The sequence below is a fragment of the Serratia sp. ME47 genome (assembly GCF_903970925.1).
In the GTDB taxonomy this organism is placed as follows: Bacteria; Pseudomonadota; Gammaproteobacteria; order Enterobacterales; family Enterobacteriaceae; genus Serratia; species Serratia ureilytica.
Genome location: NZ_CAJCKE010000025.1, coordinates 32,061 through 57,734 on the forward strand (window position 1 = coordinate 32,061; position 25,674 = coordinate 57,734).

22 protein-coding genes are annotated in these 25,674 nt (G+C 58.6%); 18 read left to right on the forward strand and 4 right to left on the reverse strand.

All coding sequences use genetic code 11. The annotated features are described in order from the left end of the window. Positions 1–14: 14 nt before the first annotated feature. The 5 genes from H7A77_RS20410 (at position 15) to H7A77_RS20430 (ending at position 4,342) form a co-directional block, all read left to right on the forward strand. Positions 15–1,394: a PTS ascorbate transporter subunit IIC gene (locus H7A77_RS20410; protein ID WP_004936074.1), complete on the forward strand. Its 1,380-nt coding sequence runs from the start codon at positions 15–17 to the stop codon at positions 1,392–1,394. A 13-nt stretch (positions 1,395–1,407) separates the two neighbouring features. Beyond that, a complete protein-coding gene (locus tag H7A77_RS20415; protein ID WP_182074581.1) occupies positions 1,408–2,259 on the forward strand; it encodes a transketolase in 852 nt (283 codons plus the stop codon). Next, a complete protein-coding gene (locus H7A77_RS20420) occupies positions 2,252–3,205 on the forward strand; it encodes a transketolase family protein (RefSeq protein WP_099782591.1) in 954 nt (317 codons plus the stop codon). Before H7A77_RS20415 ends, H7A77_RS20420 begins: the two co-directional genes overlap by 8 nt. Before the next feature lie 320 nt (positions 3,206–3,525). Beyond that, entirely contained in the window at positions 3,526–3,918 is a 393-nt protein-coding gene (locus H7A77_RS20425) for a polymorphic toxin type 44 domain-containing protein (protein ID WP_071997811.1), read from the forward strand. Next, the gene (locus H7A77_RS20430) at positions 3,896–4,342 is read left to right on the forward strand and encodes a hypothetical protein (protein WP_033652000.1); all 447 of its coding nucleotides are present in this window, start codon (positions 3,896–3,898) and stop codon (positions 4,340–4,342) included. Before H7A77_RS20425 ends, H7A77_RS20430 begins: the two co-directional genes overlap by 23 nt. A 111-nt stretch (positions 4,343–4,453) precedes the next feature. Here the strand turns inward: H7A77_RS20430 and pta are convergent, their stop codons facing one another. Beyond that, positions 4,454–6,613, reverse strand: coding sequence for a phosphate acetyltransferase (gene pta / locus H7A77_RS20435; RefSeq protein WP_004936066.1), 2,160 nt, complete (start codon positions 6,611–6,613; stop codon positions 4,454–4,456). Positions 6,614–6,687: 74 nt separating this feature from the next. After that, positions 6,688–7,890, reverse strand: coding sequence for an acetate kinase (ackA, locus tag H7A77_RS20440; protein ID WP_004936063.1), 1,203 nt, complete (start codon positions 7,888–7,890; stop codon positions 6,688–6,690). A 358-nt stretch (positions 7,891–8,248) separates the two neighbouring features. Between ackA and yfbV the strand changes: the two genes are divergently transcribed. The 4 genes from yfbV to H7A77_RS20460 all read left to right on the forward strand — a co-directional run bounded on the left by yfbV (position 8,249) and on the right by H7A77_RS20460 (position 11,943). Continuing rightward, positions 8,249–8,704, forward strand: a complete 456-nt coding sequence (gene yfbV / locus H7A77_RS20445; protein WP_004936061.1) for a terminus macrodomain insulation protein YfbV — start codon at positions 8,249–8,251, stop codon at positions 8,702–8,704. Between the two features lie 140 nt (positions 8,705–8,844). After that, complete coding sequence (locus tag H7A77_RS20450; protein ID WP_033643864.1) at positions 8,845–9,339, forward strand: YfbU family protein; 495 nt, start codon at positions 8,845–8,847, stop codon at positions 9,337–9,339. Positions 9,340–9,356: 17 nt separating this feature from the next. Beyond that, positions 9,357–10,013 carry a sugar phosphatase gene (locus H7A77_RS20455; RefSeq protein WP_072627274.1) on the forward strand — a complete coding sequence of 219 codons (657 nt, stop codon included), beginning with the start codon at positions 9,357–9,359 and terminating at the stop codon, positions 10,011–10,013. Positions 10,014–10,092: 79 nt separating this feature from the next. Further along, complete coding sequence (locus tag H7A77_RS20460; RefSeq protein WP_182074582.1) at positions 10,093–11,943, forward strand: SLC13 family permease; 1,851 nt, start codon at positions 10,093–10,095, stop codon at positions 11,941–11,943. A gap of 27 nt (positions 11,944–11,970) precedes the next feature. Here H7A77_RS20460 and yfbR read toward each other — a convergent pair whose 3' ends face one another. Beyond that, entirely contained in the window at positions 11,971–12,570 is a 600-nt protein-coding gene (gene yfbR, locus H7A77_RS20465; protein ID WP_015378582.1) for a 5'-deoxynucleotidase, read from the reverse strand. A 107-nt stretch (positions 12,571–12,677) separates the two neighbouring features. Further along, complete coding sequence (locus H7A77_RS20470; RefSeq protein WP_019453720.1) at positions 12,678–13,892, reverse strand: pyridoxal phosphate-dependent aminotransferase; 1,215 nt, start codon at positions 13,890–13,892, stop codon at positions 12,678–12,680. A gap of 856 nt (positions 13,893–14,748) precedes the next feature. Between H7A77_RS20470 and lrhA the strand changes: the two genes are divergently transcribed. The 9 genes from lrhA to nuoI all read left to right on the forward strand — a co-directional run bounded on the left by lrhA (position 14,749) and on the right by nuoI (position 25,664). Then, positions 14,749–15,693 (forward strand): transcriptional regulator LrhA, encoded by a 945-nt coding sequence (gene lrhA / locus H7A77_RS20475; protein ID WP_033643860.1) that lies wholly within the window; start codon positions 14,749–14,751, stop codon positions 15,691–15,693. A 707-nt stretch (positions 15,694–16,400) separates the two neighbouring features. After that, positions 16,401–16,838 carry an NADH-quinone oxidoreductase subunit NuoA gene (nuoA, locus tag H7A77_RS20480; protein WP_004936040.1) on the forward strand — a complete coding sequence of 146 codons (438 nt, stop codon included), beginning with the start codon at positions 16,401–16,403 and terminating at the stop codon, positions 16,836–16,838. A 15-nt stretch (positions 16,839–16,853) separates the two neighbouring features. Beyond that, positions 16,854–17,528 (forward strand): NADH-quinone oxidoreductase subunit B family protein, encoded by a 675-nt coding sequence (locus H7A77_RS20485; protein ID WP_004936039.1) that lies wholly within the window; start codon positions 16,854–16,856, stop codon positions 17,526–17,528. Between the two features lie 96 nt (positions 17,529–17,624). Then, complete coding sequence (gene nuoC / locus H7A77_RS20490) at positions 17,625–19,421, forward strand: NADH-quinone oxidoreductase subunit C/D (protein WP_033651942.1); 1,797 nt, start codon at positions 17,625–17,627, stop codon at positions 19,419–19,421. A gap of 2 nt (positions 19,422–19,423) precedes the next feature. Continuing rightward, positions 19,424–19,975 carry an NADH-quinone oxidoreductase subunit NuoE gene (gene nuoE / locus H7A77_RS20495; protein WP_033651941.1) on the forward strand — a complete coding sequence of 184 codons (552 nt, stop codon included), beginning with the start codon at positions 19,424–19,426 and terminating at the stop codon, positions 19,973–19,975. Then, positions 19,972–21,318 (forward strand): NADH-quinone oxidoreductase subunit NuoF, encoded by a 1,347-nt coding sequence (gene nuoF, locus H7A77_RS20500; RefSeq protein ID WP_015378579.1) that lies wholly within the window; start codon positions 19,972–19,974, stop codon positions 21,316–21,318. The genes nuoE and nuoF overlap by 4 nt, the downstream gene beginning before the upstream one ends. A gap of 76 nt (positions 21,319–21,394) precedes the next feature. Beyond that, positions 21,395–24,133 carry an NADH-quinone oxidoreductase subunit NuoG gene (gene nuoG / locus H7A77_RS20505; RefSeq protein WP_080301931.1) on the forward strand — a complete coding sequence of 913 codons (2,739 nt, stop codon included), beginning with the start codon at positions 21,395–21,397 and terminating at the stop codon, positions 24,131–24,133. Next, on the forward strand, positions 24,130–25,107 hold the full coding sequence (gene nuoH / locus H7A77_RS20510) for an NADH-quinone oxidoreductase subunit NuoH (protein WP_033643858.1): 978 nt from the start codon (positions 24,130–24,132) through the stop codon (positions 25,105–25,107). The genes nuoG and nuoH overlap by 4 nt, the downstream gene beginning before the upstream one ends. Before the next feature lie 14 nt (positions 25,108–25,121). Further along, on the forward strand, positions 25,122–25,664 hold the full coding sequence (nuoI, locus tag H7A77_RS20515; RefSeq protein ID WP_025160170.1) for an NADH-quinone oxidoreductase subunit NuoI: 543 nt from the start codon (positions 25,122–25,124) through the stop codon (positions 25,662–25,664). Positions 25,665–25,674: the final 10 nt, after the last annotated feature.

Below are 25,674 nucleotides of genomic sequence, written 5' to 3' on the forward strand. Positions count from 1 at the left end.
TTGGCGAGGTGGATATGTTTATCCAGGAAACGCTTAAGTTTGTGGTGGATATATTAAAGGTGCCTTCGGTACTGGTCGGGCTTATTGCTCTGATCGGTTTGCTGGCGCAAAAGAAATCGTTTTCCGACGTGGTGAAAGGCACGGTAAAAACCATTCTTGGCTTTATCGTTTTGGGCGGCGGCGCCACGGTATTGGTCGGGTCGCTCAATCCGCTGGGCGGCATGTTCGAACACGCGTTTAATATTCAGGGCATCATTCCGAATAACGAAGCCATCGTCTCCATCGCGCTGGAGAAATACGGCGCTTCCACCGCGCTGATCATGGCGTTCGGCATGGTGGCGAATATCGTGGTGGCGCGCTTTACCCGATTGAAATACATCTTCCTCACCGGCCACCACACCTTCTACATGGCCTGCATGATCGGCATCATCCTGACGGTGGCGGGCTTCGAGGGCGTACAGTTGGTGTTCACCGGCGCGCTGACCCTGGGGCTGGTGATGGCGTTCTTCCCGGCGATCGCCCAGCGCTATATGCGCCGCATCACCGGCAACGACGATATCGCCTTCGGCCACTTCGGCACCCTGGGCTATGTGCTGTCCGGTTGGATCGGCTCGAAAGTGGGGAAAAACTCGCGCTCGACCGAAGAGATGAACCTGCCGAAAAACCTCAGTTTCCTGCGCGACAGCTCCATTTCGATCTCGATGACCATGATCGTCATCTACCTGATCCTGGCGATCTGCGCCGGGCGGGCCTATGTGGAAAGCGAGCTCAGCGGCGGCCAGAACTACCTGGTGTACTCGATTATCCAGGCCATCACCTTCGCCGCCGGGGTATTCATTATCCTGCAGGGCGTGCGCTTGATTCTGGCGGAGATCGTGCCGGCGTTCACCGGCTTCTCGGAAAAACTGGTGCCTAACGCGCGGCCGGCGCTGGATTGCCCGGTGGTTTACCCCTATGCCCCCAACGCGGTGCTGATCGGCTTCCTGTTCAGCTTCCTCGGCGGGTTGGCCGGGCTGTTCCTGCTGGGGCAACTGAAGATGGTGCTGATCCTGCCCGGCGTAGTGCCGCATTTCTTCACCGGCGCTACCGCCGGGGTGTTCGGCAACGCCACCGGCGGGCGGCGCGGCGCGATGCTGGGCGCTTTCGCCAACGGTCTGCTGATCACCTTCCTGCCGGTGCTGCTGCTGCCGGTGCTGGGGGCGCTGGGCTTTGCCAACACCACCTTCTCCGACGCCGACTTCGGCGCGATCGGCATCCTGCTGGGCAACATGGCGCGCTTTATGTCGAAAGAGATGATCATGCTGGCGATTGTCGCCGTGTTTGCGCTGCTGGTGGCGCATAACTTCCTGGGAAAACGCAAAGGCGCGCCGGCCGCTGACCGCGTCGAGAAATAACGAGGGCAGAGTGATGAACGACACAACGAGCGAAACGGAAATTGAAGAGCTGCGCGCCCTGGCGCGCGCCATCCGCCTGGAAACATTGAAGGCGTTGACCGGGCTGGGGTTTGGCCACTACGGCGGCTGTATGTCGGTGGTCGAGACGTTGGCGGTATTGTACGGCGGCGTGATGCGCATCGATCCAGCGGATCCGGACTGGCCGGAGCGCGATGACTTCGTGCTGTCGAAGGGGCACGCCGGCCCGGCGCTGTACAGCACGCTGGCGATCAAGGGCTACTTCCCGCTGGCGGAGTTGCAAACCCTCAATCAGAACGGCACGCGCCTGCCGAGCCATCCGGACCGGCTGCGCACGCGCGGCGTGGACGCCACTACCGGCTCGCTGGGGCAGGGTGTGTCGATCGCCGCCGGCATGGCGCTGTCCCATCGGCTGGCGGGGCGCCGCAATCGGGTGTTCAGCATCCTCGGCGACGGTGAACTGAACGAAGGGCAGTGCTGGGAGGCGTTCCAGTTTATCGCCCACCACAATCTGAACAACCTGACGCTGTTTATCGATTACAACAAACAGCAGCTGGACGGCGCGCTGGACGAGGTGATCCAACCGTTCGATCTGGCCGCCAAGTTCCGCGTTTTCGGCTTTGAGGTGCAGACCATCAAGGGCGACGACATTGCGGCGCTGCTGGCGGCGGTGAGGCCGGCGCGCGGCGGAGAACAGCGGCCGCTGGCGATCGTGCTCGACAGCATCAAGGGACAGGGGGTGACCTATCTGGAAAACCTGTCGAACTCACACCACCTGCGCCTGACGCCGGACGTGCAGCAGGAGATTGAAAAAGCCATCGCCGAACTGGAGGCCGCCCATGTTTAACGTAGTGACGCAGTTGGAAAACGACGCCGTCGAAATGCGCAAAGTCTATGCCGGCGCGGTCCGGCGGCAGATTGAAGCGGGCGCGCCGATCATCGCGCTGGAGGCGGATCTGATGAGCTCCATGGCGATGGACGGCGTGCATAAGGATCACCCGCAGCACGTGATTAACTGCGGCATCATGGAGGCTAACGTGATCGGCGTCGCCGCCGGACTGTCGCTGACCGGCCGGGTGCCGTTCGTGCACACCTTTACCGCCTTCGCCAGCCGCCGCTGTTTCGATCAGCTGTTCATGTCGCTGGATTATCAGCGTAACAACGTCAAGGTGATCGCTTCCGACGCCGGGGTGAGCGCCTGCCACAACGGCGGCACCCACATGTCGTTCGAGGATATGGGCATCGTGCGCGGGCTGGCGCACTCGGTGGTGCTGGAAGTGACCGACGCCACCATGTTCGCCGACATTCTGCGCCAGCTGATGGATCTGCGCGGCTTCTACTGGGTGCGCACCATCCGCAAGCAGGCGACGCGCATCTACCAGGACGGCTCGCGCTTTACCATCGGCAAGGGCAACCTGCTGCGCGACGGCGACGATATCACGCTGATCGCCAACGGCATCATGGTGGCGGAGGCGCTGAAGGCGGCGGAGATGCTGGCGCGGCAGGGCGTCAGCGCGGCGGTGATCGATATGTTCACCCTCAAGCCTATTGACCGTGAACTGATCAAAACCTACGCGGCCAAGACCGGACGCATCGTCACCTGTGAAAACCACAGCATTCATAACGGGCTGGGGTCGGCGGTGGCGGAGGTATTGGCGGAGGAATGCCCGACGCCGATGCGGCGCGTGGGGGTGAAGGAGCGTTACGGCCAGGTGGGCACCCAGGCGTTTTTACAGCAGGAGTACGGCCTGACCGCCGAGCATATTCTGGAGGCTGCCGGGCAGTTATTGTAAAGCAGAATAGGAATTACCGGCATACTTAATCGGTAATCGAATTGGTTATTACCCGCGAGTTGTTCTGCCCTGAGACGTTTATCAACATGCTATCCATTATAAAGTCCCTTAGGGGACTTTTTTTTCATTGATAATAACTGGTCAATACAGGGATAAAATATGATAATGAGGGAATAAATCAAATAAATACAATGTGTTAAATTTATTTGGTGAATGATTTTCGTCATGCTGTCTTATTCATACGTGCAGTGAATAAGACACTGTGTGAATTTTTTATAAACCCTATGATTAAATGACATCCGGCTCTCAAGGAGGAGATTATGGCCGTGGTTCCATTACTGCCGCCAGGCGGTTTTACTGTTCTTGCCAGAAACTTGCGCGAGGCGCGCAGGCAGGGGCAACCACGCAACATGGCGTTGCCTGGTACTTACTATTGGTTCTACCATCAGGTAAAAAATCGGGGCCCCTGGGATTACAAACAGCAAAATCGCGCCTTGGCTAACTTTGGTAATTTCAATTATGGTGCAACCGGTACCGCGGCTGGAATTCCCGCAGATATTTTGTTGATGGGCGCTGGATTTGCTCAGTCACGTGCAGGAACATCGCGGTTAGAATGGAGTCATTGGTATCAACGCCCGCCGTATGGTGATGACCCTCGGGATCAATATTGGATCAAACAAGGAATTGATTATGCAACTCGGCATGGTTACTAAATGGGCTCATCGGCTATTGACGACGGTTTTGTTGGTTATTGTCGTTGGCTTTGCGGGGTATTGGTATGCCACCCGCGAGACTTATGACGATAAGCTCTACAGCAAAAAGCAGTTGACCGACGAGATTTGGCTCTATGTCACCGAGTACCAGAATGCGGGGGCCACCGACACGGATGTGTATCGTTACTATTTGAACGGAAGCCTGGATGGCGACCCTATAAACGTGCTGAGTCAAAGCGCGCCAATTTTGACGGCGGATCGGGCTGATGCAACTATCCGCGGCGAGGGCAACCGCGTCACCATCAATTTTTCCGGGAAGGTGTATTCCTTTACGAATTCGGCATTTTTCTATGCCACGAACAGCCAAACCCCCATCATGCCTACCATTGATTTTTCTGCACGGGGCGTCAGCGCTTGGCGATGATGGTGGGTGCTGCGGATTTGGCGGGTATTGTCTAAAACAGCATCATCACCAAGAGTATCAGGCATAAAAAAGCCAGTCAGGATTACCTGACTGGCTTTTTTTAACGGTTTATTACGCCTTGGCGGCGGCAGCGTCAGCCTGGGAAGACTGGATCGCCGTCAGCGCGACGGTGTAGACGATATCGTCAACCAGTGCGCCGCGCGACAGGTCGTTCACCGGCTTGCGCATGCCTTGCAGCATCGGCCCGATGGAGACCAGGTCAGCGGAACGCTGTACCGCTTTGTAGGTGGTGTTGCCGGTGTTCAGATCCGGGAAGATGAACACGGTCGCCTGGCCGGCCACCGGCGAGTTCGGCGCCTTGGACTTGGCGACGTCGGCCATGATGGCGGCGTCGTACTGCAGCGGGCCGTCGATGATCAAATCCGGGCGTTTTTCCTGCGCCAGACGGGTCGCTTCGCGCACTTTCTCTACGTCGCTGCCCGCACCGGAGTTGCCGGTGGAGTAGGAGATCATCGCCACGCGTGGCTCGATGCCGAAGGCCGCGGCGGAATCCGCAGACTGGATGGCGATTTCAGACAGCTGCTCGGCGGTCGGATCCGGGTTGATCGCGCAGTCGCCGTAGACCAGTACCTGGTCAGGCAGCAGCATGAAGAACACGGAGGACACCAGCGAGCTGCCCGGTGCGGTTTTGATCAGCTGCAACGGCGGACGGATGGTGTTGGCGGTGGTGTGAACCGCGCCGGAGACCAGGCCGTCGACTTCGCCTTGTTCCAGCATCAGGGTGCCGAGCACCACGTTGTCTTCCAGCTGCTCGCGCGCGACCACTTCGGTCATGCCCTTGCTCTTACGCAGCTCAACCAGACGCGGCACGTAGTTTTCACGCACGGCGACCGGATCGACGATTTCGATGCCTTTGCCCAGCTCAACGCCTTGCGCTGCCGCGACGCGCTGGATCTCGTCCGGGTTGCCGAGCAGCACGCATTCCGCGATGCCGCGTTCGGCGCAGATGGCCGCCGCTTTCACGGTGCGCGGCTCGTCGCCTTCCGGCAGCACGATGCGCTTGCCGGCTTTACGCGCCAGCTCGGTCAGTTCGTAACGGAACGCCGGTGGAGACAGGCGGCGTGAACGCTCAGAGGTAGCGGTCAGCGAGTCGATCCACTCGGTGCTGATGTGGCTGGCCACGTAGTTCTGCACTTTCTCGATGCGCTGGTGGTCGTCCGCCGGCACTTCGAGGTTGAAGCTCTGCAGGCTCAGCGAGGTTTGCCAGGTGTTGGTGTCAACCATGAACACCGGCAGGCCGGTTTGGAAGGCGCGTTCGCACAGCTTCTTGATCGGCTCGTCGATGGCGTAGCCGCCGGTCAGCAGGATGGCGCCGATTTCCACGCCGTTCATCGCGGCCAGGCAGGCGGAGACCAGCACGTCAGGGCGGTCTGCGGAGGTCACCAGCAGGGAGCCTGGGCGGAAGTGTTCCAGCATGTGTGGGATGCTGCGCGCACAGAAAGTCACGGACTTCACGCGGCGGGTCATGATGTCGCCTTCGTTGACCACGCGGGCCTTCAGGTGGCGAGCCATGTCGATGGCGCGGGTGGCGATCAGATCGAAACTCCACGGCACGCAGCCCAGAACCGGCAGTGGGCTGTTGGCGAACAGCTGTGCAGGATCGACGTGGGCGATGCTGGCCTTGGTGGAGTCGTCGAAGATTTCGGACAGGTCAGGACGGGTGCGGCCCTGATCGTCGACCGGCGCGTTCAGCTTGTTGATGATAACGCCGGTGATGTTTTTGTTCTTGCTGCCGCCGAAGCTGGTGCGCGCCAGTTCGATGCGCTCTTTCAGCTGCGCCGGGGAGTCGTTGCCCAGCGCCAGCACGAAGACGATCTCGGCGTTCAGGGTTTTGGCGATCTCGTAGTTCAGCGCGTTGGCGAACTGATGCTTGCGGGTCGGCACCAGGCCTTCGATCAGCACCACTTCCGCGTCTTTGGTGTTCTCGTGGTAACGCGCCACGATCTCTTCCATCAGCACGTCTTGCTGGTTGGAGCTCAGCAGGCCCTCAACGTAGTCCATGCGCAGCGGTTCGGCCGCCGGAATGGTGGAGTTGCTGCGGATGATGGTGGTGGTCTGGTCGAGTGCGTTGTCGCCGGTGCGCGGTTGAGCGATAGGTTTGAACACGCTCAGACGAACGCCTTTTTGCTCCATGGAGCGGATGACACCCAGGCTGACGCTGGTCAGGCCGACGCTGGTGCCGGTGGGGATCAACATAATAGTACGTGACACAGAATAGTCCTCTTCACGATTAACATGAGGCTAAAACAACACCGTCAGCCTGGGCTGACGGTGTTTTGAGAGCATTACGCGGTCAGGCGGGATGCGTCCTGCGCGATGACCAACTCTTCGTTGGTCGGGATCACCAGCGCCAGGCGGCTGCCGTCTTTGGTGATGGCGCCGGATTTGCCGAAGCGAGCGGCCATGTTGCGGTCGTGGTCGATTTCGAAGCCCAGCAGGCCCAGTTTGTTCAGGGTCAGCTCACGCACCATGCCGGCGTTCTCGCCGATGCCGCCGGTGAAGATCACCGCGTCCAGACGGCCTTCCATCAGCGCGCTGTAGGCGCCGACGTATTTGGCCAGACGGTGGCAGAACACGTCCATGGCGCGTTTGGCGTCGGCTTTGCTGTCGTAGTTGTCTTCAACGTAACGGCAGTCGCTGGTGACTTCGGTCAGGCCCAGCAGGCCGGATTCTTTGGTCAGCATCTTGTTGATCTGGTCAACGCTCATGCCCAGAGAATCGTGCAGGTGGAAGATGATAGCCGGATCGATGTCACCGCTGCGGGTGCCCATCACCAGGCCTTCCAGCGGGGTCAGACCCATGGAGGTGTCAACGCACTGGCCGTTGCGCACTGCGGTGACGGAGCCGCCGTTGCCCAGGTGGCAAGTGATCACGTTCACTTCTTCTACCGGCTTGTTCAGCATCTTCGCGGCTTCTTGAGTCACGTAGAAGTGGCTGGTGCCGTGTGCGCCGTAGCGGCGAACGCCGTGGTCGCGGTACAGGCTGTACGGCAGGGCGTACAGGTAAGATTCTTCCGGCATGGTCTGGTGGAACGCGGTGTCGAACACGGCAACGTTCTTGTCAGCCAGGTGAGGGAAGGATTTCAGCGCTTCCGCGATGCCGATCAGGTGAGCTGGGTTGTGCAGTGGTGCAAACGGCACGGAATCTTTGATACCCTGCAGAACTTCGTCGTTGATCACGGCGGAAGCGGTGAACTTCTCGCCGCCGTGCACGATGCGGTGGCCGATAGCGGTCAGCTGCGCAGAAAGCTCTGGTTTTTGTGCCAGAATAGTATTAACAATGAAGTTCAGCGCTTCGCTGTGTGCAGCGCCGGCCCCCAGGGCAGCTTCGTGTTTGGCGCCGTCCATTTTCCACTTGATGCGAGCTTCAGGCAGGTGGAAACACTCGGCCAAACCGGAGAGGAATTCGTCGCCGTTAACGGCATCGATGATGGCGAATTTCAGAGAAGAACTGCCGCAGTTAAGAACCAGTACTAGCTTACTCGACATGGAAGTACCTACTTAAATAGTCGTGTTGTTAAAAGAAAATCGAACACACGTGGTGAATTAATCGTCAATCAGACAACAAGCGTAGCGCATAGTGCCGATGACATTTATGATTAACATCATGTGAAGTGCACAAATCACAGGATGATGGAAAAACCGATGATTTCTCTGCGGTTTAAATAATCTTGATTTTTATAGGGCTAAAAGTTGACAAAATTTACGTCATCTTCTACCGGCCACAAGGCCGGCTTAGGATACCGATAGCCCGGTGCAAACACAAAATAAATTTAAAGCTTCAAATTTTTTAGTATGGGCTCTGGCAGCACGCTTTTAGTTTCTTTACGTGACGTTGAGGTACGCAATGACGAGCAAACCGTCCGGTTCCGTAAGCTGGTTTCAGGTCTTCCAGCGCGGGCAGCATTATATGAAAACCTGGCCGTCAGACAAACGTCTGGCACCGGTCTTTCCGGAGAACCGCGTTGCGCGTGCCACCCGTTTCGCTATCCGTTTCATGCCGCCGTTGGCGATTTTCACGCTGACCTGGCAGATCGCGCTGGGCGGCCAGCTCGGCCCGGCGATCGCCACCGCGCTGTTTGCCTGCAGCCTGCCGATGCAGGGCTTGTGGTGGCTGGGGCGCCGTTCTGTTACGCCGCTGCCGCCGACGCTGCTGCAATGGTTCCATGAGGTGCGCAACAAGCTGACGGAAGCCGGGCAGGCGGTGGCGCCGCTCGAGGGCACGCCCACCTATCAGACGCTGGCCGATCTGCTTAAGCGCGCCTTCAAGCAGTTGGATAAAACCTTCCTCGACGATCTGTAATGAAAAGGCCGCGCTGATGCGGCCTTTCTCGTGAAAGCGCCAATAACCCCGGTTTAAATCAAAGAACGGTCGAGTTGTGATTTCCTGCGTTCTTGCGCTGTGCGATGCTCCCGCCATCATACAGAAATGAGGAAATCCTGATGGAAATGACCCATGCCCAGCGCCTGATCCTGTCGAATCAGTACAAGATGATGACGCTACTCGATCCGGACAACAGCGATCGTTATCGCCGGTTGCAAACCATCGTCGAACGCGGCTTCGGCTTGCAAATGCGCGAGCTGGATCGTGACTTTGGCGAACTGAGCGAAGAGGTGTGCCGCACCATCATCAACGTGATGGAGATGCACCATGCGCTGCAGGTTTCCTGGGGCAATCTGAAAGAGAAACAGGGGCTGGACGAGCGCCGCCTGGCGTTTCTCGGCTTCGACGCCGCCACCGAGGCGCGCTACCTGAGCTATGTGCGTTTCCTGGTCAACACCGAGGGGCGCTATACTCACTTCGATTCCGGCAGCCACGGTTTCAACGCCCAGACCAAAATGTGGGAAAAATACCAGCGTATGCTGGCGATCTGGCTGGCCTGCCCGCGCCAGTATCACTTGAGCGCCGTTGAGATAGCGCAAATCATCAATGCTTGATTAAAAAGAGGTTTTCTGTGGAGTGTAAGGGTTTTCTGTTCGATCTTGATGGCACCCTGGTGGATTCGCTGCCGGCGGTAGAGCGCGCCTGGACGCACTGGGCCGAGCGTCGTGGCGTCGATCCGCAAGCGGTGCTGGACTTCATTCACGGTAAACAGGCCATTACTTCTCTGCGCCACTTTATGCCGGGTGAAAGCGAAGCGGAAATTCAGCGCGAGTTCCAACTGCTGGAGCAGGTGGAAGCGCAGGATACCGAAGGCGTTCGCGCGCTGCCGGGCGCCATCGCGTTGTTGGAGCGCCTGAACGCGCTCGGCATTCCTTGGGCGATCGTCACCTCCGGTTCGGTGCCGGTGGCCGGCGCTCGCCGCCAGGCCGGCGGTTTGCCGCAGCCGGCGGTGTTCATCACCGCCGAGCAGGTTAAACACGGCAAGCCTCAGCCCGATGCCTACCTGCTGGGCGCCGAACGTCTGGGGCTGGCACCGCACGAGTGCGTGGTGGTCGAAGACGCGCCGGCCGGCATTCTTTCGGGGCTGGCGGCGGGCTGCCAGGTGATTGCGGTCAACGCCCCGGCCGACGCGCCGAAGCTGGAGCAGGTTGACCTGCGGCTGGATTCGCTGGCGCAGATCGCCGTTGATAAAACGGCGCAGGGCGTGATCGTTCGCCTACTGGCCTGAGTGGTATTATCTTCACCCTAATTGATTAGACCCCGCCTTTGCGGGGTTTTTTTATGCTATTTTTTAGACCCTTGGACATTTGCCGGATGAGGCCGTTTTGAACAGCGAATTACTGTGGGTGCTGAGTTTACTGCTGATTGCCATCGTGCTGTTTACCACCAACAAGCTGCGGATGGACGTGGTGGCGCTGTTGGTGATCATCGCTTTCGTGCTGAGCGGCACGCTCAGCTTGCAGGAGGCGACGGTCGGTTTCAGCGATCCCAATGTGATTTTGATCGCCGCGCTGTTCGTGATCGGCGAAGGGCTGGTGCGCACCGGCGTGGCTTATCAGGTGGGCGACTGGCTGGTGAAAGTGGCCGGCAGCAGCGAAACCAAAATGTTGATGCTGCTGATGGTGACGGTCGCCGGACTGGGGGCATTTATGAGCTCGACCGGCGTGGTAGCGATCTTTATCCCGGTGGTGCTCAGCGTGACGGCCAGAATGAAGATCGCGCCGGGGCGGCTGATGATGCCGCTCAGCTTCGCCGGGCTTATCAGCGGCATGATGACGTTGGTGGCCACGCCGCCCAATATGGTGGTCAACAGCGAGCTGGTGCGCGAAGGCATCCATGGTTTCGGTTTCTTCAGCGTGACGCCGATCGGCCTGGTGGTGCTGGCGCTGGGCGTCGGCTACATGCTGATCGCCCGGCGTTGGCTGGGCAGCGGTGACACGGGCAAAGCCGGCGACGGCTGGCAGCGCCGCACCTTCCGCGATCTGATCCGCGACTACAAGCTGACCGGCCGCGCGCGGCGGCTGGCTGTCCGCAGCGCTTCGCCGCTGATCGGACGTTCGTTGGATGAACTGCACCTGCGTGCGCGCTACGGCGCCAACGTGGTGGGCATCGAGCGCTGGAAACGCTTCCGGCGGGTGATGGTCAGCGCCTCCGGCAGCACCGAGCTGCGCGAGGGCGACGTCCTCTTGATCGACATGTCGGACAGCCAGATCGATCTGCGCGAATTCTGCGGCGAACAGCGGCTGGAGCCGATGGTGCTGCGCGGCGATTACTTCTCGGAACAGTCGCGCAACGTCGGCATGGCGGAGGTCTCGCTGATCCCTGACTCGGCGCTGCTGGGCAAAAGCCTGCGCGAAGCGGCGTTCCGCAGCTGCTACGATCTGAACGTGGTGGGCATCCGCCGCCACGGCGAGACGCTCGGCGGCAAACTGGTGAACGAGCCGCTGGAGCTGGGCGACATTTTGCTGGTGATCGGCGACTGGAAGGCGATCCGTCAACTGCAGGCTAAAACCCATGACTTTATCGTGCTCAACTTGCCGGCCGAAGTGGACGAAGTGGCGCCGGCCATCACGCAGGCGCCGCACGCGCTGTTTTGCCTGGCGTTGATGGTGGCGATGATGCTGACCGACGAAATCCCCAACCCGATTGCGGCGCTGATCGCCTGTTTGCTGATGGGCAAATTCCGCTGTATCGACATGGAGAGCGCTTATAAATCGATCCATTGGCCGAGCATCATTTTGATCGTCGGCATGATGCCGTTCGCGCAGGCGCTGCAAAAGACCGGCGGGGTCAGTCTGATCGTCAGCGGGCTGATGGATGTCGCCGGCGGTGCGGGGCCGCGCGTGATGCTGCTGTGCCTGTTCGTCTTGTGCGCGACTATCGGGCTGTTTATTTCCAACACCGCGACGGCGGTGCTGATGGCGCCGATCGCCATCGCCGCCGCGCGCGAAATGGGCGTCTCGCCATACCCGTTCGCGATGATTATCGCCATCGCCGCGTCCGCCGCCTTTATGACGCCGGTCTCTTCACCGGTCAACACGCTGGTGCTGGGGCCGGGCAATTACAAGTTCGGCGATTTCGTGCGTCTCGGCGTGCCGTTCACCCTGCTGGTGATGGCGGTCAGCGTGATTGTGGTGCCGTGGCTCTATGGTTTTTAACGGCGCAGCGAGGCTGCGCCGGCGGGGTTACAGCGAACTGTCGAGGCTGATTTCGTCCAGCGACAGGCTGAAGCTGGGAATGAAAACTTCCATGAAGTAGTCCATCTCCGGGCTGCGGCGCTGTTCCAGGGTTTTATCCAGCCGCGCCTTGGCCAGGGTGAATTCGTTGTTGCCGGCAGACAGCTCTTCCAGGCATTTCAGGTAGGCGCACAGCGCGTCAGCCTGCTTCACCACCTGCTTTTCATCTTCGCTGTAATAATGCTCATCGAGAATGGTGCGAAAATCGTTGCGCAGCTCCGCCGGGATCATGTCCAGCAGCTTTTGCTGGGCGATCTTTTCGATCTTCTTGTACTCATGGGCGATCTGCGGATTGTAGTATTTGATCGGCGTCGGCATGTCGCCGGTGATCACTTCGCTGGCGTCATGGTACATCGCCAACAGCGCAACGCGGTCGGCGTTGAGGTTGCCGTTGAATTTGCGGTTCTTGATCACCGCCAACGCGTGGGCGACAAAGGCCACCTGCAGACTGTGTTCGGAGACGTTCTCGGTGCGCACGTTGCGCATCAGCGGCCAGCGGTTGATCAGTTTCAGGCGGGACAGATGGGCGAAGAAATGGCTCTGACTCATGGTGCTCTCTTTAACGGCAAGTGAGGGCCCCATTGTGAAGCAGTGTCGGCGAATTTTGCAACCGGGCTGTGAGGGAAGGGCGCAGCGAGGCGCTGCACCCCTGATGATTATTGGTGATAGCCTTCCAGGAAGCGGCCCAGCTTGCCGACCGCCATTTCCAGTTCGTCTACGCGCGGCAGGGTGACGATACGCACGTGATCCGGGTAAGGCCAGTTGAACGCGGAGCCCTGCACCAGCAGCACTTTTTCCTGCAGCAGCAGATCCAGCACCAGTTTCTGGTCGTCGTGGATGTTGAAGCGTTTGGCATCGATGCGCGGGAACATGTACAACGCGCCCTGCGGCTTCACGCAAGAGACGCCCGGGATGTCGTTGAGCAATTCCCAGGTGCGGTTGCGCTGTTCGTACAGGCGGCCGCCGGGCTGAATGAATTCGCTGATGCTCTGATAACCGCCCAGCGCGGTCTGAATCGCGTGCTGCATCGGCACGTTGGCGCACAGGCGCATCGAAGCCAGCATCTCCAGCCCTTCGATATAGCCTTTGGCGTGCTTTTTCGGCCCGTTCAGCACCATCCAGCCCTGACGGAAACCCGCCACGCGGTAGGTCTTCGACAGGCCGTTGAAGGTCACGGTCAGCAGATCCGGCGCCAGCGCGGCGATAGAGTGGTGCTCTGCTTCGTCGTACAGGATCTTGTCGTAGATCTCGTCGGCGAAGATGATCAGGTTGTGTTGACGGGCGATCTCGACGATCTGCTCAAGCAGCGCTTTGCTGTAGACCGCACCGGTCGGGTTGTTCGGGTTGATGATCACGATGCCGCGGGTGCGCGGGGTGATCTTGCTGATGATGTCGTCCAGATCCGGGAACCAGCCGGCCTGCTCATCGCACAGGTAATGTACGGCCTTGCCGCCGGACAGCGACACTGCGGCGGTCCACAGCGGATAGTCCGGCGCCGGCACCAGCATTTCGTCGCCGCTGTTGAGCAGCGCCTGCATGGACTGAACGATCAGCTCGGAGACGCCGTTGCCAATGTAGATATCCTCAACGGTCACGTCACGCATGTTGCGCGCCTGATAGTGCTGCATGATCGCTTTACGCGCCGAGAAGAGGCCTTTGGAATCGGAGTAGCCTTGCGCCGTGGGCAGATTGCGGATCACGTCGACCAGGATTTCGTCCGGGGCGTCGAAGCCGAATGGGGCAGGGTTGCCGATGTTCAGTTTCAGGACTTTATTGCCTTCTTCTTCAAGACGTTTAGCTTCTTTAAGCACCGGGCCGCGAATGTCATAGCAGACGTTGTCCAGTTTGCTGGATTTCTCAATGGGGGACATAAAAAGTTGAGCCTTTTGCTGGGATAGGGGCGCTCCTACCGTGGGACGCCGCAACCCGCCCAATGTACTCCTGGCGTAGTTGCTTTTGAAGGGTTTTGCACGCCTTTGGTGCAAATGCATGTCGTAACGGGGGATTTTAGTTATGATAAGCAAAGGTAAAGTTATTTTGTGGTTCATAATTTCATGAACTATAATTTTACTAGGGTTTTGTTCTGTGAAATCGAGCGTCGTTCAACGCGACGCGCTGGCGTCAGCGCCTGGGTGTGGAGAACTGATAAGCCATAAGGGAGAATGGTTTTCAGTAACTGTAAAGGAACGATAATACCGGAGTTGTCTGATAGCGGGTTGTCAGATGACACACCACACTAAGAAAAATGGCATATTTACATAAGCTTTACTTTATATTTTATCTTAAGCATTGTTTATGTGGTTATGAGAATATTATTTAAAGTAAAAATCTTACTGATTGAATTTATTAAATTCATTGCGTGGTGATACGAAGTCGGTGCCGTTAATTATTTATATTTCTTGCTCGTAAATGCAGTCTGAACGCCAGTTGATAAGGGTTATCAGTAGCACGAATGGAGTGGAAATTAGGCAGTATGAATGAGTAAAATCTCAGGCCCGGTGGGGGTTTTCCCCGTATGCCGGCATTTAGTCCCCCGCGTTCTATAAGCAGCATCGATAGATCGCATTTCAAAAAGCGATAGAGGTAACGAATCATAAGTAATTTTTTTGCCCTCCACTTATGAGTGGGGTACTGTCATAACAGGCTCCGTCCTTTTTCAACGGCGTCTGAGAAACACACCAGGGTAGTAGTTCGTAAATTAGAATTTAAAAAAGTGAAGAATACACTATGACAACTGCAAATCGTCCGATACTTAATCTCGACCTCGATCTGCTAAGAACCTTTGTTGCGGTTGCTGATTTGAATACTTTCGCAGCGGCGGCTGTCGCCGTTTGCCGTACTCAATCAGCCGTCAGCCAACAAATGCAGCGATTAGAGCAACTGGTCGGCAAAGAACTGTTTGCCCGCCATGGGCGCAACAAACTTCTGACTGAGCATGGTATTCAGCTTCTCGGTTATGCCAGAAAAATTCTGCGCTTTAACGATGAAGCCTGTACCTCTCTGATGTACAACAATATTAAAGGTGTTCTGACCATCGGCGCTTCCGACGACACCGCCGATACCATTCTGCCTTTCCTGCTGAACCGCGTAACCGCCATCTATCCGAAGCTGGCTATTGACGTGCGCGTGAAGCGCAGCACGACGATGGTCGATCTGCTGGAAGAGGGCGAGATCGATCTGGCGGTGACCACGGCCGATCCCGAAGGGCATCCGCACATCGTGCTGCGCACGTCGCCGACGTTGTGGTACTGCGCCGCCGATTACCATTACCAGGCCGGCGAGCCGATCCCGCTGGTGGTGATGGACGAGCCAAGCCCGTTCCGTTCGCTGGCGATCAAGCAGTTGGACGAAGCCGGCATCCCGTGGCGCATCGCCTACGTCGCTTCCACGCTGTCCGCAGTGCGGGCGGCTTGCAAGGCCGGCCTGGGCGTGACCGCGCGGCCGATCGAGATGATGAGCCCTGACCTGCGGGTGCTGGGCGCGGCGGAAGGTTTGCCGCCGTTGCCGGATACCCAGTATGCGCTGTGCAAAAACGCGCAGTGCAGCAACGAGCTGGCGATGGCCATCTTCAGCGCGATGCAGGGCGGCAATGACGGCTATGGCTTCAACGGCGCGGAAGGCGGTCTCCAGAGCGATCAGGATGACGCCAGCCTGGTGGACGAAGAAGAATAACGCTGCGGCGCGATTTCTGATGAAAACCTCTGCTTCGGCGGAGGTTTTTTTTGTCCTTTTTTTACCTAAAATTGTATTTATATGTGTTTGGTTTGTTTTTTTAATTGAGTTGGCTGTTTTGTTAACTTTTAAGCGTTACTGAAAAGAGAGTTTGGCCGGGTTTAATACGCCAAGTTCGTTTTTTGAGCAATAAGATTGAATGGGTTAAAGGCATGGTAATAGCAGGGGTATTTTGTTAGCTTATAGCGGCCGTTTTTGCGGCTCAATTTGAGGAAAATTGTTAAAGGGCCACACTTTTTTTGAGGATTTATGCTGAAAACGTGTCCTGGATCAAAAAAATACCCCTAGGTAGTGAGTGGAAGAACAGGGAATTCCTGAGACAATGGTATAGTAAAACTGAAATGTGCATGTTGGTTTATATCTATCTGTTTCTACACAAAAATTAACTGACACGATTTAGCCTGTCCCTGGCGCATCAAATGTTAATCAAATGATACGTATGTAAACTAGTGTGTAGATACTTTTGTCAAAGTTGACAAAAGGTTATAGAAAGGAGTAAAAAGCCCACAGAAAAACGCTGCCTAACTCGCTGTAAAAGCAGTTTGTTTGTGTGGTTATTTATCCTTCCCTTAAATCGATGTGGCGCACTAACTGCCGGTGACAAGAGCAGTGCGATCGACGCCACTTTTGATGAGTAAGCATAGAGTATGTCAACAACCACTGAAGTTATCGCTCATCACTGGGCGCTCGCCGTATTTCTCGTTGTGGCTATCGGGCTCTGCGGCTTAATGCTGCTGGGCGCGTTCTTCTTGGGCGGGAGAGCCCGGGCGCGCGCCAAACACACCCCGTTTGAATCAGGCATCGACTCGGTCGGCACGGCGCGCATGCGTTTGTCCGCCAAGTTCTACCTGGTGGCCATGTTCTTCGTTATTTTCGACGTTGAAGCCTTATACCTGTATGCCTGGTCGGTCTCGATTCGCGAGAGCGGCTGGGTAGGCTTTATCGAAGCCGCCATTTTCATTTTGGTGCTATTGGCCGGTCTGGTTTATCTGGTGCGCATCGGCGCGTTGGATTGGACTCCGGCGCGTTCCCAACGCCGCAGCAAACCGAGCACGATCACTAACACCAACAGTCATCCGCAGTAACAGCGAGGCATTAAGATGGACTATACGCTCACCCGCATAGACCCGAACGGTGAGAACGACCGTTATCCCCTGCAAAAACAGGAGATCGTCGCCGATCCCCTGGAACAACAGGTCCACCGCACGGTTTACATGGGTAAACTCGAGCATGCGCTGCATGACATGGTGAACTGGGGGCGTAAAAACTCTATTTGGCCGTATAACTTCGGCCTTTCGTGCTGTTACGTGGAGATGGTGACGTCGTTTACCGCCGTTCACGACGTGGCGCGTTTCGGTGCGGAAGTGTTGCGCGCCTCCCCGCGTCAGGCTGACCTGATGGTGGTGGCCGGCACCTGCTTCACCAAGATGGCCCCGGTTATCCAACGCCTGTACGAGCAGATGCTGGAGCCCAAGTGGGTGATCTCGATGGGCGCTTGCGCCAACTCCGGCGGCATGTACGACATCTATTCCGTGGTGCAGGGCGTGGACAAGTTCCTGCCGGTCGACGTGTACATTCCCGGCTGCCCACCGCGTCCGGAAGCCTACATGCAAGCGCTGATGCTGCTGCAGGAATCCATCGGCAAAGAACGTCGCCCACTGTCGTGGGTTGTCGGCGATCAGGGCGTTTACCGCGCCAATATGCAGTCTGAAAGAGAGCGTAAACACGGCGAGCGCATCGCGGTGACCAACCTCCGGACGCCTGACGAGATTTAAGACGTTCATTTAACGTCCATCTTAGTGCGCTATTGGTTAACACAGCGAAAAGTGAAACTTGCGGCGAATAACCCTTTAGTGTGGTGAAAAAAAATTATGACAGATTTGACGACGCACGACGCCTTGCCTGCCTGGCAGACCCGAGATCACCTTGACGACCCGGTGATCGGCGAACTGCGCAACCGTTTTGGGCCGGAAGCCTTTACTGTTCAGGCCACCCGCACCGGCATGCCCGTGGTATGGGTTAAACCTGACCAGTTACTGGAAGTAATGACGTTCCTGAGAAAACAGCCGAAGCCGTATGTCATGCTGTTCGATCTGCATGGCGTAGACGAACGTCTTCGCACCCACCGCGACGGCCTGCCCGCTGCGGATTTCTCCGTTTTCTACCATCTGATTTCCATCGAGCGCAACCGCGACATCATGCTGAAGGTGGCGCTGTCTGAAAAAGACCTGCACGTGCCGACGGCCACCAAGGTGTTCCCAAACGCCAACTGGTATGAGCGCGAGACCTGGGAAATGTTCGGCATCACCTTCGACGGCCACCCGCACCTGTCGCGCATCATGATGCCGCAGACCTGGGAAGGGCACCCGCTGCGCAAGGACTACCCGGCGCGCGCCACCGAATTCGATCCTTTCGTGTTGACCAAGCAGAAAGAAGATCTGGAGATGGAAGCGCTGACCTTCAAGCCGGAAGACTGGGGCATGAAGCGCGGCACCGAGAACGAAGACTTCATGTTCCTCAACCTCGGCCCGAACCACCCGTCTGCGCACGGTGCGTTCCGCATCATTCTGCAGCTGGACGGCGAAGAGATCGTCGACTGCGTGCCGGATATCGGCTATCACCACCGCGGCGCCGAGAAGATGGGCGAGCGTCAATCCTGGCACAGCTACATTCCGTACACCGACCGCATCGAATACCTCGGCGGCTGCGTGAACGAAATGCCTTACGTGCTGGCGGTTGAAAAGCTGGCCGGCATCAAGGTGCCGGAGCGCGTTGACACCATTCGCGTGATGCTGTCCGAACTGTTCCGTATCAACAGCCACCTGCTGTACATCTCCACCTTCATTCAGGACGTCGGCGCGATGACCCCGGTGTTCTTCGCCTTTACCGACCGCCAGAAGATCTACGATCTGGTGGAAGCGATCACCGGCTTCCGTATGCACCCGGCCTGGTTCCGCATCGGCGGCGTCGCGCACGATCTGCCGCGCGGCTGGGATCGCCTGCTGCGTGAATTCCTCGAATGGATGCCGAAGCGTCTGGATTCCTACGTGAAAGCGGCGCTGAAGAACAGCATTCTGAAAGGCCGTTCCATCGGCGTCGCGTCTTACAACGCCAAAGAAGCGCTGGAATGGGGCGTGACCGGTGCCGGTCTGCGCGCCACCGGCGTCGAGTTCGACGTGCGTAAATGGCGCCCGTACTCCGGCTACGAGAACTTCGACTTCGAAGTGCCGGTCGGCGACGGCAACAGCGACTGCTACACCCGCGTGATGCTGAAGGTGGAAGAGCTGCGCCAGAGCCTGCGCATCCTCGAACAGTGCCTGAACAATATGCCGGAAGGCCCGTTCAAGGCCGATCACCCGCTGACCACGCCGCCGCCGAAAGAGCGCACGCTGCAGCACATTGAAACGCTGATCACCCACTTCCTGCAGGTTTCCTGGGGCCCGGTGATGCCAGCCAACGAATCATTCCAGATGATTGAAGCCACCAAAGGGATCAACAGCTACTACCTGACCAGCGACGGCAGCACCATGAGCTACCGCACCCGGGTACGTACGCCGAGCTTTGCGCACCTGCAGCAGATCCCATCGGTCATCCGAGGCAGCCTGGTTTCCGACCTGATCGTCTATCTGGGTAGTATCGATTTTGTAATGTCAGATGTGGACCGCTAACTATGGACTCTCAAAAAGACAATCACGCAGTCAACGATGCGCTCGAGCCCATCAATGCAGCCGCTCCTCAGAGCGGCGTTGATGCATTTGTACTGAGCGCGGAAGAACGTGATGCGATCGAGCACGAAAAGCACCATTACGAGGATCCGCGCGCCGCTTCCATCGAAGCACTGAAAATTGTGCAGAAGCAGCGCGGCTGGGTTCCGGACGGTGCGATTTACGCCATCGCGGAAGTGCTGGGCATCCCCGCCAGCGACGTAGAAGGCGTGGCCACGTTCTACAGCCAGATTTTCCGTCAGCCAGTAGGACGTCACGTGATCCGTTATTGTGACAGCGTTGTTTGTCACATCACCGGTTACCAGGGCATTCAGGCCGCTATCGAGAAGAAGCTGAACATCAAACCGGGTCAAACCACCTTTGATGGCCGCTTCACGCTGCTGCCGACCTGCTGTCTGGGCAACTGCGATAAAGGGCCGACCATGATGATTGATGACGACACGCACAGTCAGCTGAAGCCTGAAGATATCGAGACGCTACTGGAGCAGTATCAATGACCAAGCACATTGTACGCACTCCCGAAACGCATCCGCTGACCTGGCGTCTGCGCGATGACAAGCAGCCGCTGTGGCTGGACGAATATCGCAGCAAAAACGGCTATGCCGGCGCAGAGAAGGCCCTCAAAGGCCTGGCCCCGGACGAGATCGTCGGCCTGGTGAAAGATTCCGGGCTGAAGGGCCGCGGCGGCGCGGGCTTCTCCACCGGTTTGAAGTGGAGCCTGATGCCGAAGGACGAATCCATGAACATCCGTTACCTGCTGTGTAACGCCGATGAGATGGAGCCGGGCACCTATAAAGACCGCCTGCTGATGGAGCAGCTGCCGCACCTGCTGGTGGAAGGCATGCTGATCTCCGCGTTCGCGCTGAAAGCCTATCGCGGGTACATCTTCCTGCGCGGCGAGTACATCGAAGCGGCGGCGCACCTGCGTCGCGCCATCGCGGAAGCCACCGAAGCCGGCTATCTGGGCAAGAACATTCTCGGCACCGGGTTTGATTTCGAGCTGATCGTGCACACCGGCGCCGGCCGTTACATCTGCGGCGAAGAAACCGCGCTGATCAACTCGCTGGAAGGCCGCCGCGCCAACCCGCGTTCCAAGCCGCCATTCCCGGCCAGCGCCGGCGTCTGGGGCAAGCCGACCTGCGTCAACAACGTCGAAACGCTGTGCAACGTGCCGGCCATTTTGGCGAATGGCGTGGAGTGGTACACCGGCATCTCCGGCAGTGAAGACAAAGGCACCAAGCTGATGGGCTTCTCCGGCCGGGTGAAAAATCCGGGCGTCTGGGAGCTGCCGTTCGGCACCACCGCGCGCGAGATCCTGGAAGACTACGCCGGCGGCATGCGCGACGGTCTGCGTTTCAAAGCCTGGCAGCCGGGCGGCGCGGGGACCGACTTCCTGACCGCCGATCACCTCGATCTGCCGATGGAATACGGCGCGATCGGCAAAGCCGGCAGCCGTCTCGGCACCGCGTTGGCGATGGCGGTAGACCACGAGATCGGCATGGTGCCGCTGGTGCGCAACCTGGAAGAGTTCTTTGCCCGCGAGTCCTGCGGCTGGTGTACGCCATGCCGCGACGGCCTGCCGTGGAGCGTGAAGATCCTGCGTGCGTTGGAAAACGGCGAAGGGCAGCCGGGGGATATCGAAACCCTCGAACAGCTGTGCCGTTCCCTCGGCCCGGGCAAAACCTTCTGCGCCCACGCGCCAGGTGCCGTAGAGCCACTGCAAAGCGCGATTAAATATTTCCGTGAAGAGTTCGAGGCGGGTATCGCCGTGCAGCACTTCGGCAACGCGCATGCGATTGGCGGCATTCAGCCGAACAATCTGCTGAAGCAACGCTGGTAAGCCGACTCGCCCGAACACGGCCAGAATTTTTGATTAACGCCTGCCGCAAGGCAGGCCACTTGGAAGCATGCTGACTATGGCTACGATTCATGTAGACGGCAAAGAGTATGAGGTAGACGGAGCGGACAACCTGCTGCAGGCTTGTCTCTCCCTCGGCCTTGATATTCCTTACTTTTGCTGGCATCCGGCGCTGGGAAGCGTCGGCGCTTGCCGCCAATGTGCGGTAAAGCAATACCAAAACGCGGAAGATACGCGCGGCCGTTTGGTGATGTCCTGTATGACCCCGGCATCCGATGGCACCTTCATCTCCATCGATGACGGCGAAGCGAAGCAGTTCCGTGAAAGCGTGGTCGAGTGGTTGATGACCAACCACCCGCACGATTGCCCGGTCTGTGAGGAAGGCGGTAACTGTCACCTGCAGGATATGACGGTAATGACCGGCCACAGCTTCCGTCGCTACCGCTTCACCAAGCGCACCCACAACAACCAGGAGCTGGGGCCGTTTATCTCGCACGAGATGAACCGCTGCATCGCCTGCTACCGCTGCGTGCGTTACTACAAAGACTATGCGGACGGCACCGACTTCGGCGTGTACGGCGCGCACGACAACGTCTACTTCGGTCGCCCGGAAAGCGGCACGCTGGAAAGCGAGTTCTCCGGCAACCTGGTGGAAGTGTGCCCGACCGGCGTCTTCACCGACAAAACGCATTCCGAACGCTACAACCGTAAATGGGACATGCAGTTCGCGCCGAGCATTTGCCAGCAGTGCAGCATCGGCTGTAACACCAGCCCGGGCGAGCGCTATGGCGAGCTGCGCCGTATCGAAAACCGTTACAACGGCAGCGTGAACCACTACTTCCTGTGCGACCGCGGCCGTTTCGGTTACGGCTACGTCAACCAGAAAGATCGTCCGCGTCAACCGCAGCAGCTGCGCGGCGACGACTGGATCACCCTGAACGCCGAGCAGGCGATGCAGGGCGCGGCGGACATCCTGCGCCAGGCGAAGAAAACCATCGGCATCGGCTCCCCGCGCGCCAGCCTGGAAAGCAACTTCGCGCTGCGCGAGCTGGTCGGCGCCGAGAACTACTACACCGGTATCGCTCAGGCGGAGCAATCACGCCTGGCGCTGATGCTGAACGTGCTGAAGAACGGCGGCGTTCATACGCCGGCGCTGCGTGAGATCGAAGATTACGACGCGGTGCTGGTGCTGGGCGAAGACCTGACGCAAACCGGCGCGCGCATCGCGCTGTCCGTGCGTCAGGCCGTCAAGGGTAAAGCCCGCGCGATGGCGGCGGCGCAGCGCGTTGCCGACTGGCAGATCGCGGCGGTGCAGAACATCGGCCAGCACGCCAAGTACCCGCTGTTCACCACCAACGTCGACAACACCCGCCTGGACGACATCGCCGCCTGGAACTACCGCGCGCCGGTAGACGAGCAGGCGCGCTTCGGCTTCGCCATCGCGCACGCGCTGGATAGCGCAGCGCCGGCGGTGAACGATCTGGCCGAAGGCCTGAACAAGAAAGTCGACATCATCGTGCAGGCGCTGACCGGCGCACGCAAACCGCTGATCATTACCGGCAGCAACGCCGGCAGCGAAGCCATCATCGAAGCGGCGGCCAACATCGCCAAAGCGTTGAAGGGCCGCGGTTCCGACGTCGGCATCACCTTCGTGGCGGGCGCCGCCAACAGCATGGGCCTGGCGATGATCGGCGGCGGTTCGCTCGATCAGGCGCTGGAACAGCTGGCGAGCGGCGCAGCCGATACCGCCATCGTGATGGAAAACGATCTCTATCGTCATGCGCCGGCGGCGCAGGTGGACGCAGCGTTGGCCAAGGTCAGCAACCTGATCGTCGCCGATCACCAGCGCACCGCGATCATGGACAAAGCCAACCTGATCCTCTCCTCGGCCAGCTTTGCCGAGAGCGACGGTACGCTGATCAACCAGGAAGGCCGCGCGCAGCGCTTCTTCCAGGTATACGATCCGGCTTACTACGACGACGCCAAGAAGAATCAGTTCACCGTGATGCTGGAAAGCTGGCGCTGGATGCACTCGCTGCACTCCACCTACACCAGCCGCCACGTGGACTGGACTCAGCTCGATGACGTGATCGCCGCTTGCGTCGCCGCGTTGCCGCAGCTGCAGGGCATCGTCGATGCCGCGCCGGACGCGACTTTCCGCATTCGCGGTCAGAAGCTGGCGCGTTCGCCGCACCGTTCCAGCGGCCGTACCGCCATGCGCGCCAACATCAGCGTGCACGAGCCGCGTCAGCCGCAGGATAAAGACACCATGTTCGCCTTCTCGATGGAAGGGAACAACAGCCCGCTGGCCGATCGTCAGCAGATCCCGTTCGCCTGGGCGCCAGGCTGGAACTCACCGCAGGCATGGAACAAGTTCCAGGCCGAAGTGGGCGGCAAACTGCGCCACGGCGATCCGGGCGTGCGCCTGATCGAAGCGGGGGAGGGCAGCCTCGGTTACTTCGACCGCGTGCCAGCCGCCTTCAATCCGAACGACGGTTGGCGTGTCGCGCCTTACTACCACCTGTTCGGCAGCGATGAAATGTCGCAGCGCTCTCACGTGATCCAGCAGCGCATGCCGGAAGCCTACGTGATGGTCAACCCGGCCGACGCGGCGACGCTTGGCGTCAACGCGGGCAGCCTGGTGGAGTTCAGCTGTGCGGGCCAGACCTTGCGTCTGCCGGTGCGTCTGAGTGAAACCCTGACCCAGGGCCAGGTTGGTTTGCCGCTCGGCTTGCCAGGGATCCCGCCGATTTTGGTGGGTGCTAAGGTAGACAATCTGCGGGAGGCGGCACGATGAGCTGGTTTACCCCTGAGGTGATCGACATTCTGATCGCCGTTCTTAAAGCGGTCGTGATCCTGTTGGTGGTCGTGGCGTGCGGGGCGTTCATGAGCTTCGGCGAACGCCGCCTGCTCGGTCTGTTCCAGAACCGTTACGGACCGAACCGCGTAGGCTGGGGCGGCTCGCTGCAGCTGGTCGCCGACATGATCAAAATGTTCTTCAAGGAAGACTGGGTGCCGAGATTCTCCGACCGGGTGATCTTCACCCTGGCGCCGATGATCGCCTTTACTTCCCTGTTGCTGGCATTTGCCATCGTGCCGGTCAGCCCGACCTGGGCGGTGTCCGATCTCAACATCGGTATTCTGTTCTTCCTGATGATGGCCGGCCTGGCGGTGTACGCCGTGCTGTTCGCCGGCTGGTCGAGCAACAACAAATACTCGCTGTTGGGCGCGATGCGCGCCTCCGCGCAAACCCTGAGCTACGAAGTGTTCATTGGCCTGTCGCTGATGGGCGTGGTGATGCAGGCGGGTTCGTTCAACATGCAGGCTATCGTTGAATCGCAGGCGCACGTCTGGAACGTCATTCCGCAGTTCTTCGGCTTCGTGACCTTCGCGATCGCCGGCGTGGCGGTGTGTCACCGTCACCCGTTTGACCAGCCGGAAGCCGAACAGGAACTGGCTGACGGTTACCACATCGAATATTCCGGCATGAAGTTCGGTCTGTTCTTCGTGGGGGAATACATCGGTATCGTCACCGTGTCCGCCCTGATTGTGACGTTGTTCTTCGGCGGCTGGCAGGGTCCGTTCCTGCCGCCATTCATCTGGTTCGCGTTGAAAACGGCCTTCTTCATGATGATGTTCATCCTGATCCGCGCCGCGCTGCCGCGTCCGCGTTATGACCAGGTGATGTCTTTCGGCTGGAAAGTGTGCCTGCCGCTGACGCTGCTGAACCTGCTGGCAACCGCCGCGGTCATTTTGTACAACGCTCAATAAGGGGTGAATAAACCATGACATTGAAAGAGTTAGTGGTTGGTTTCGGCACCCAGGTGCGCAGCATTTGGATGATTGGCATGCATGCCTTCGCCAAGCGTGAAACCCAGATGTACCCGGAAGAACCGGTTTACCTGCCGCCGCGCTACCGCGGCCGCATCGTGCTGACGCGCGATCCGGACGGCGAAGAGCGCTGCGTCGCCTGTAACTTGTGTGCGGTTGCCTGCCCGGTCGGCTGTATCTCGCTGCAAAAAGCGGAACAGAAAGACGGCCGTTGGTATCCGGAGTTCTTCCGCATCAACTTCTCGCGCTGCATTTTCTGTGGCCTGTGTGAAGAGGCTTGCCCGACTACCGCTATCCAGCTGACGCCGGATTTCGAATTGGGTGAGTACAAGCGTCAGGATCTGGTGTACGAAAAAGAAGATCTGTTGATCTCGGGGCCGGGTAAATATCCGGAATATAACTTCTACCGGATGGCCGGTATGGCGATTGACGGCAAAGCCAAAGGCGAAGCCGAAAACGAAGCCAAACCGATCGACGTCAAAGGTCTGTTGCCCTAAGGAGCCAGCA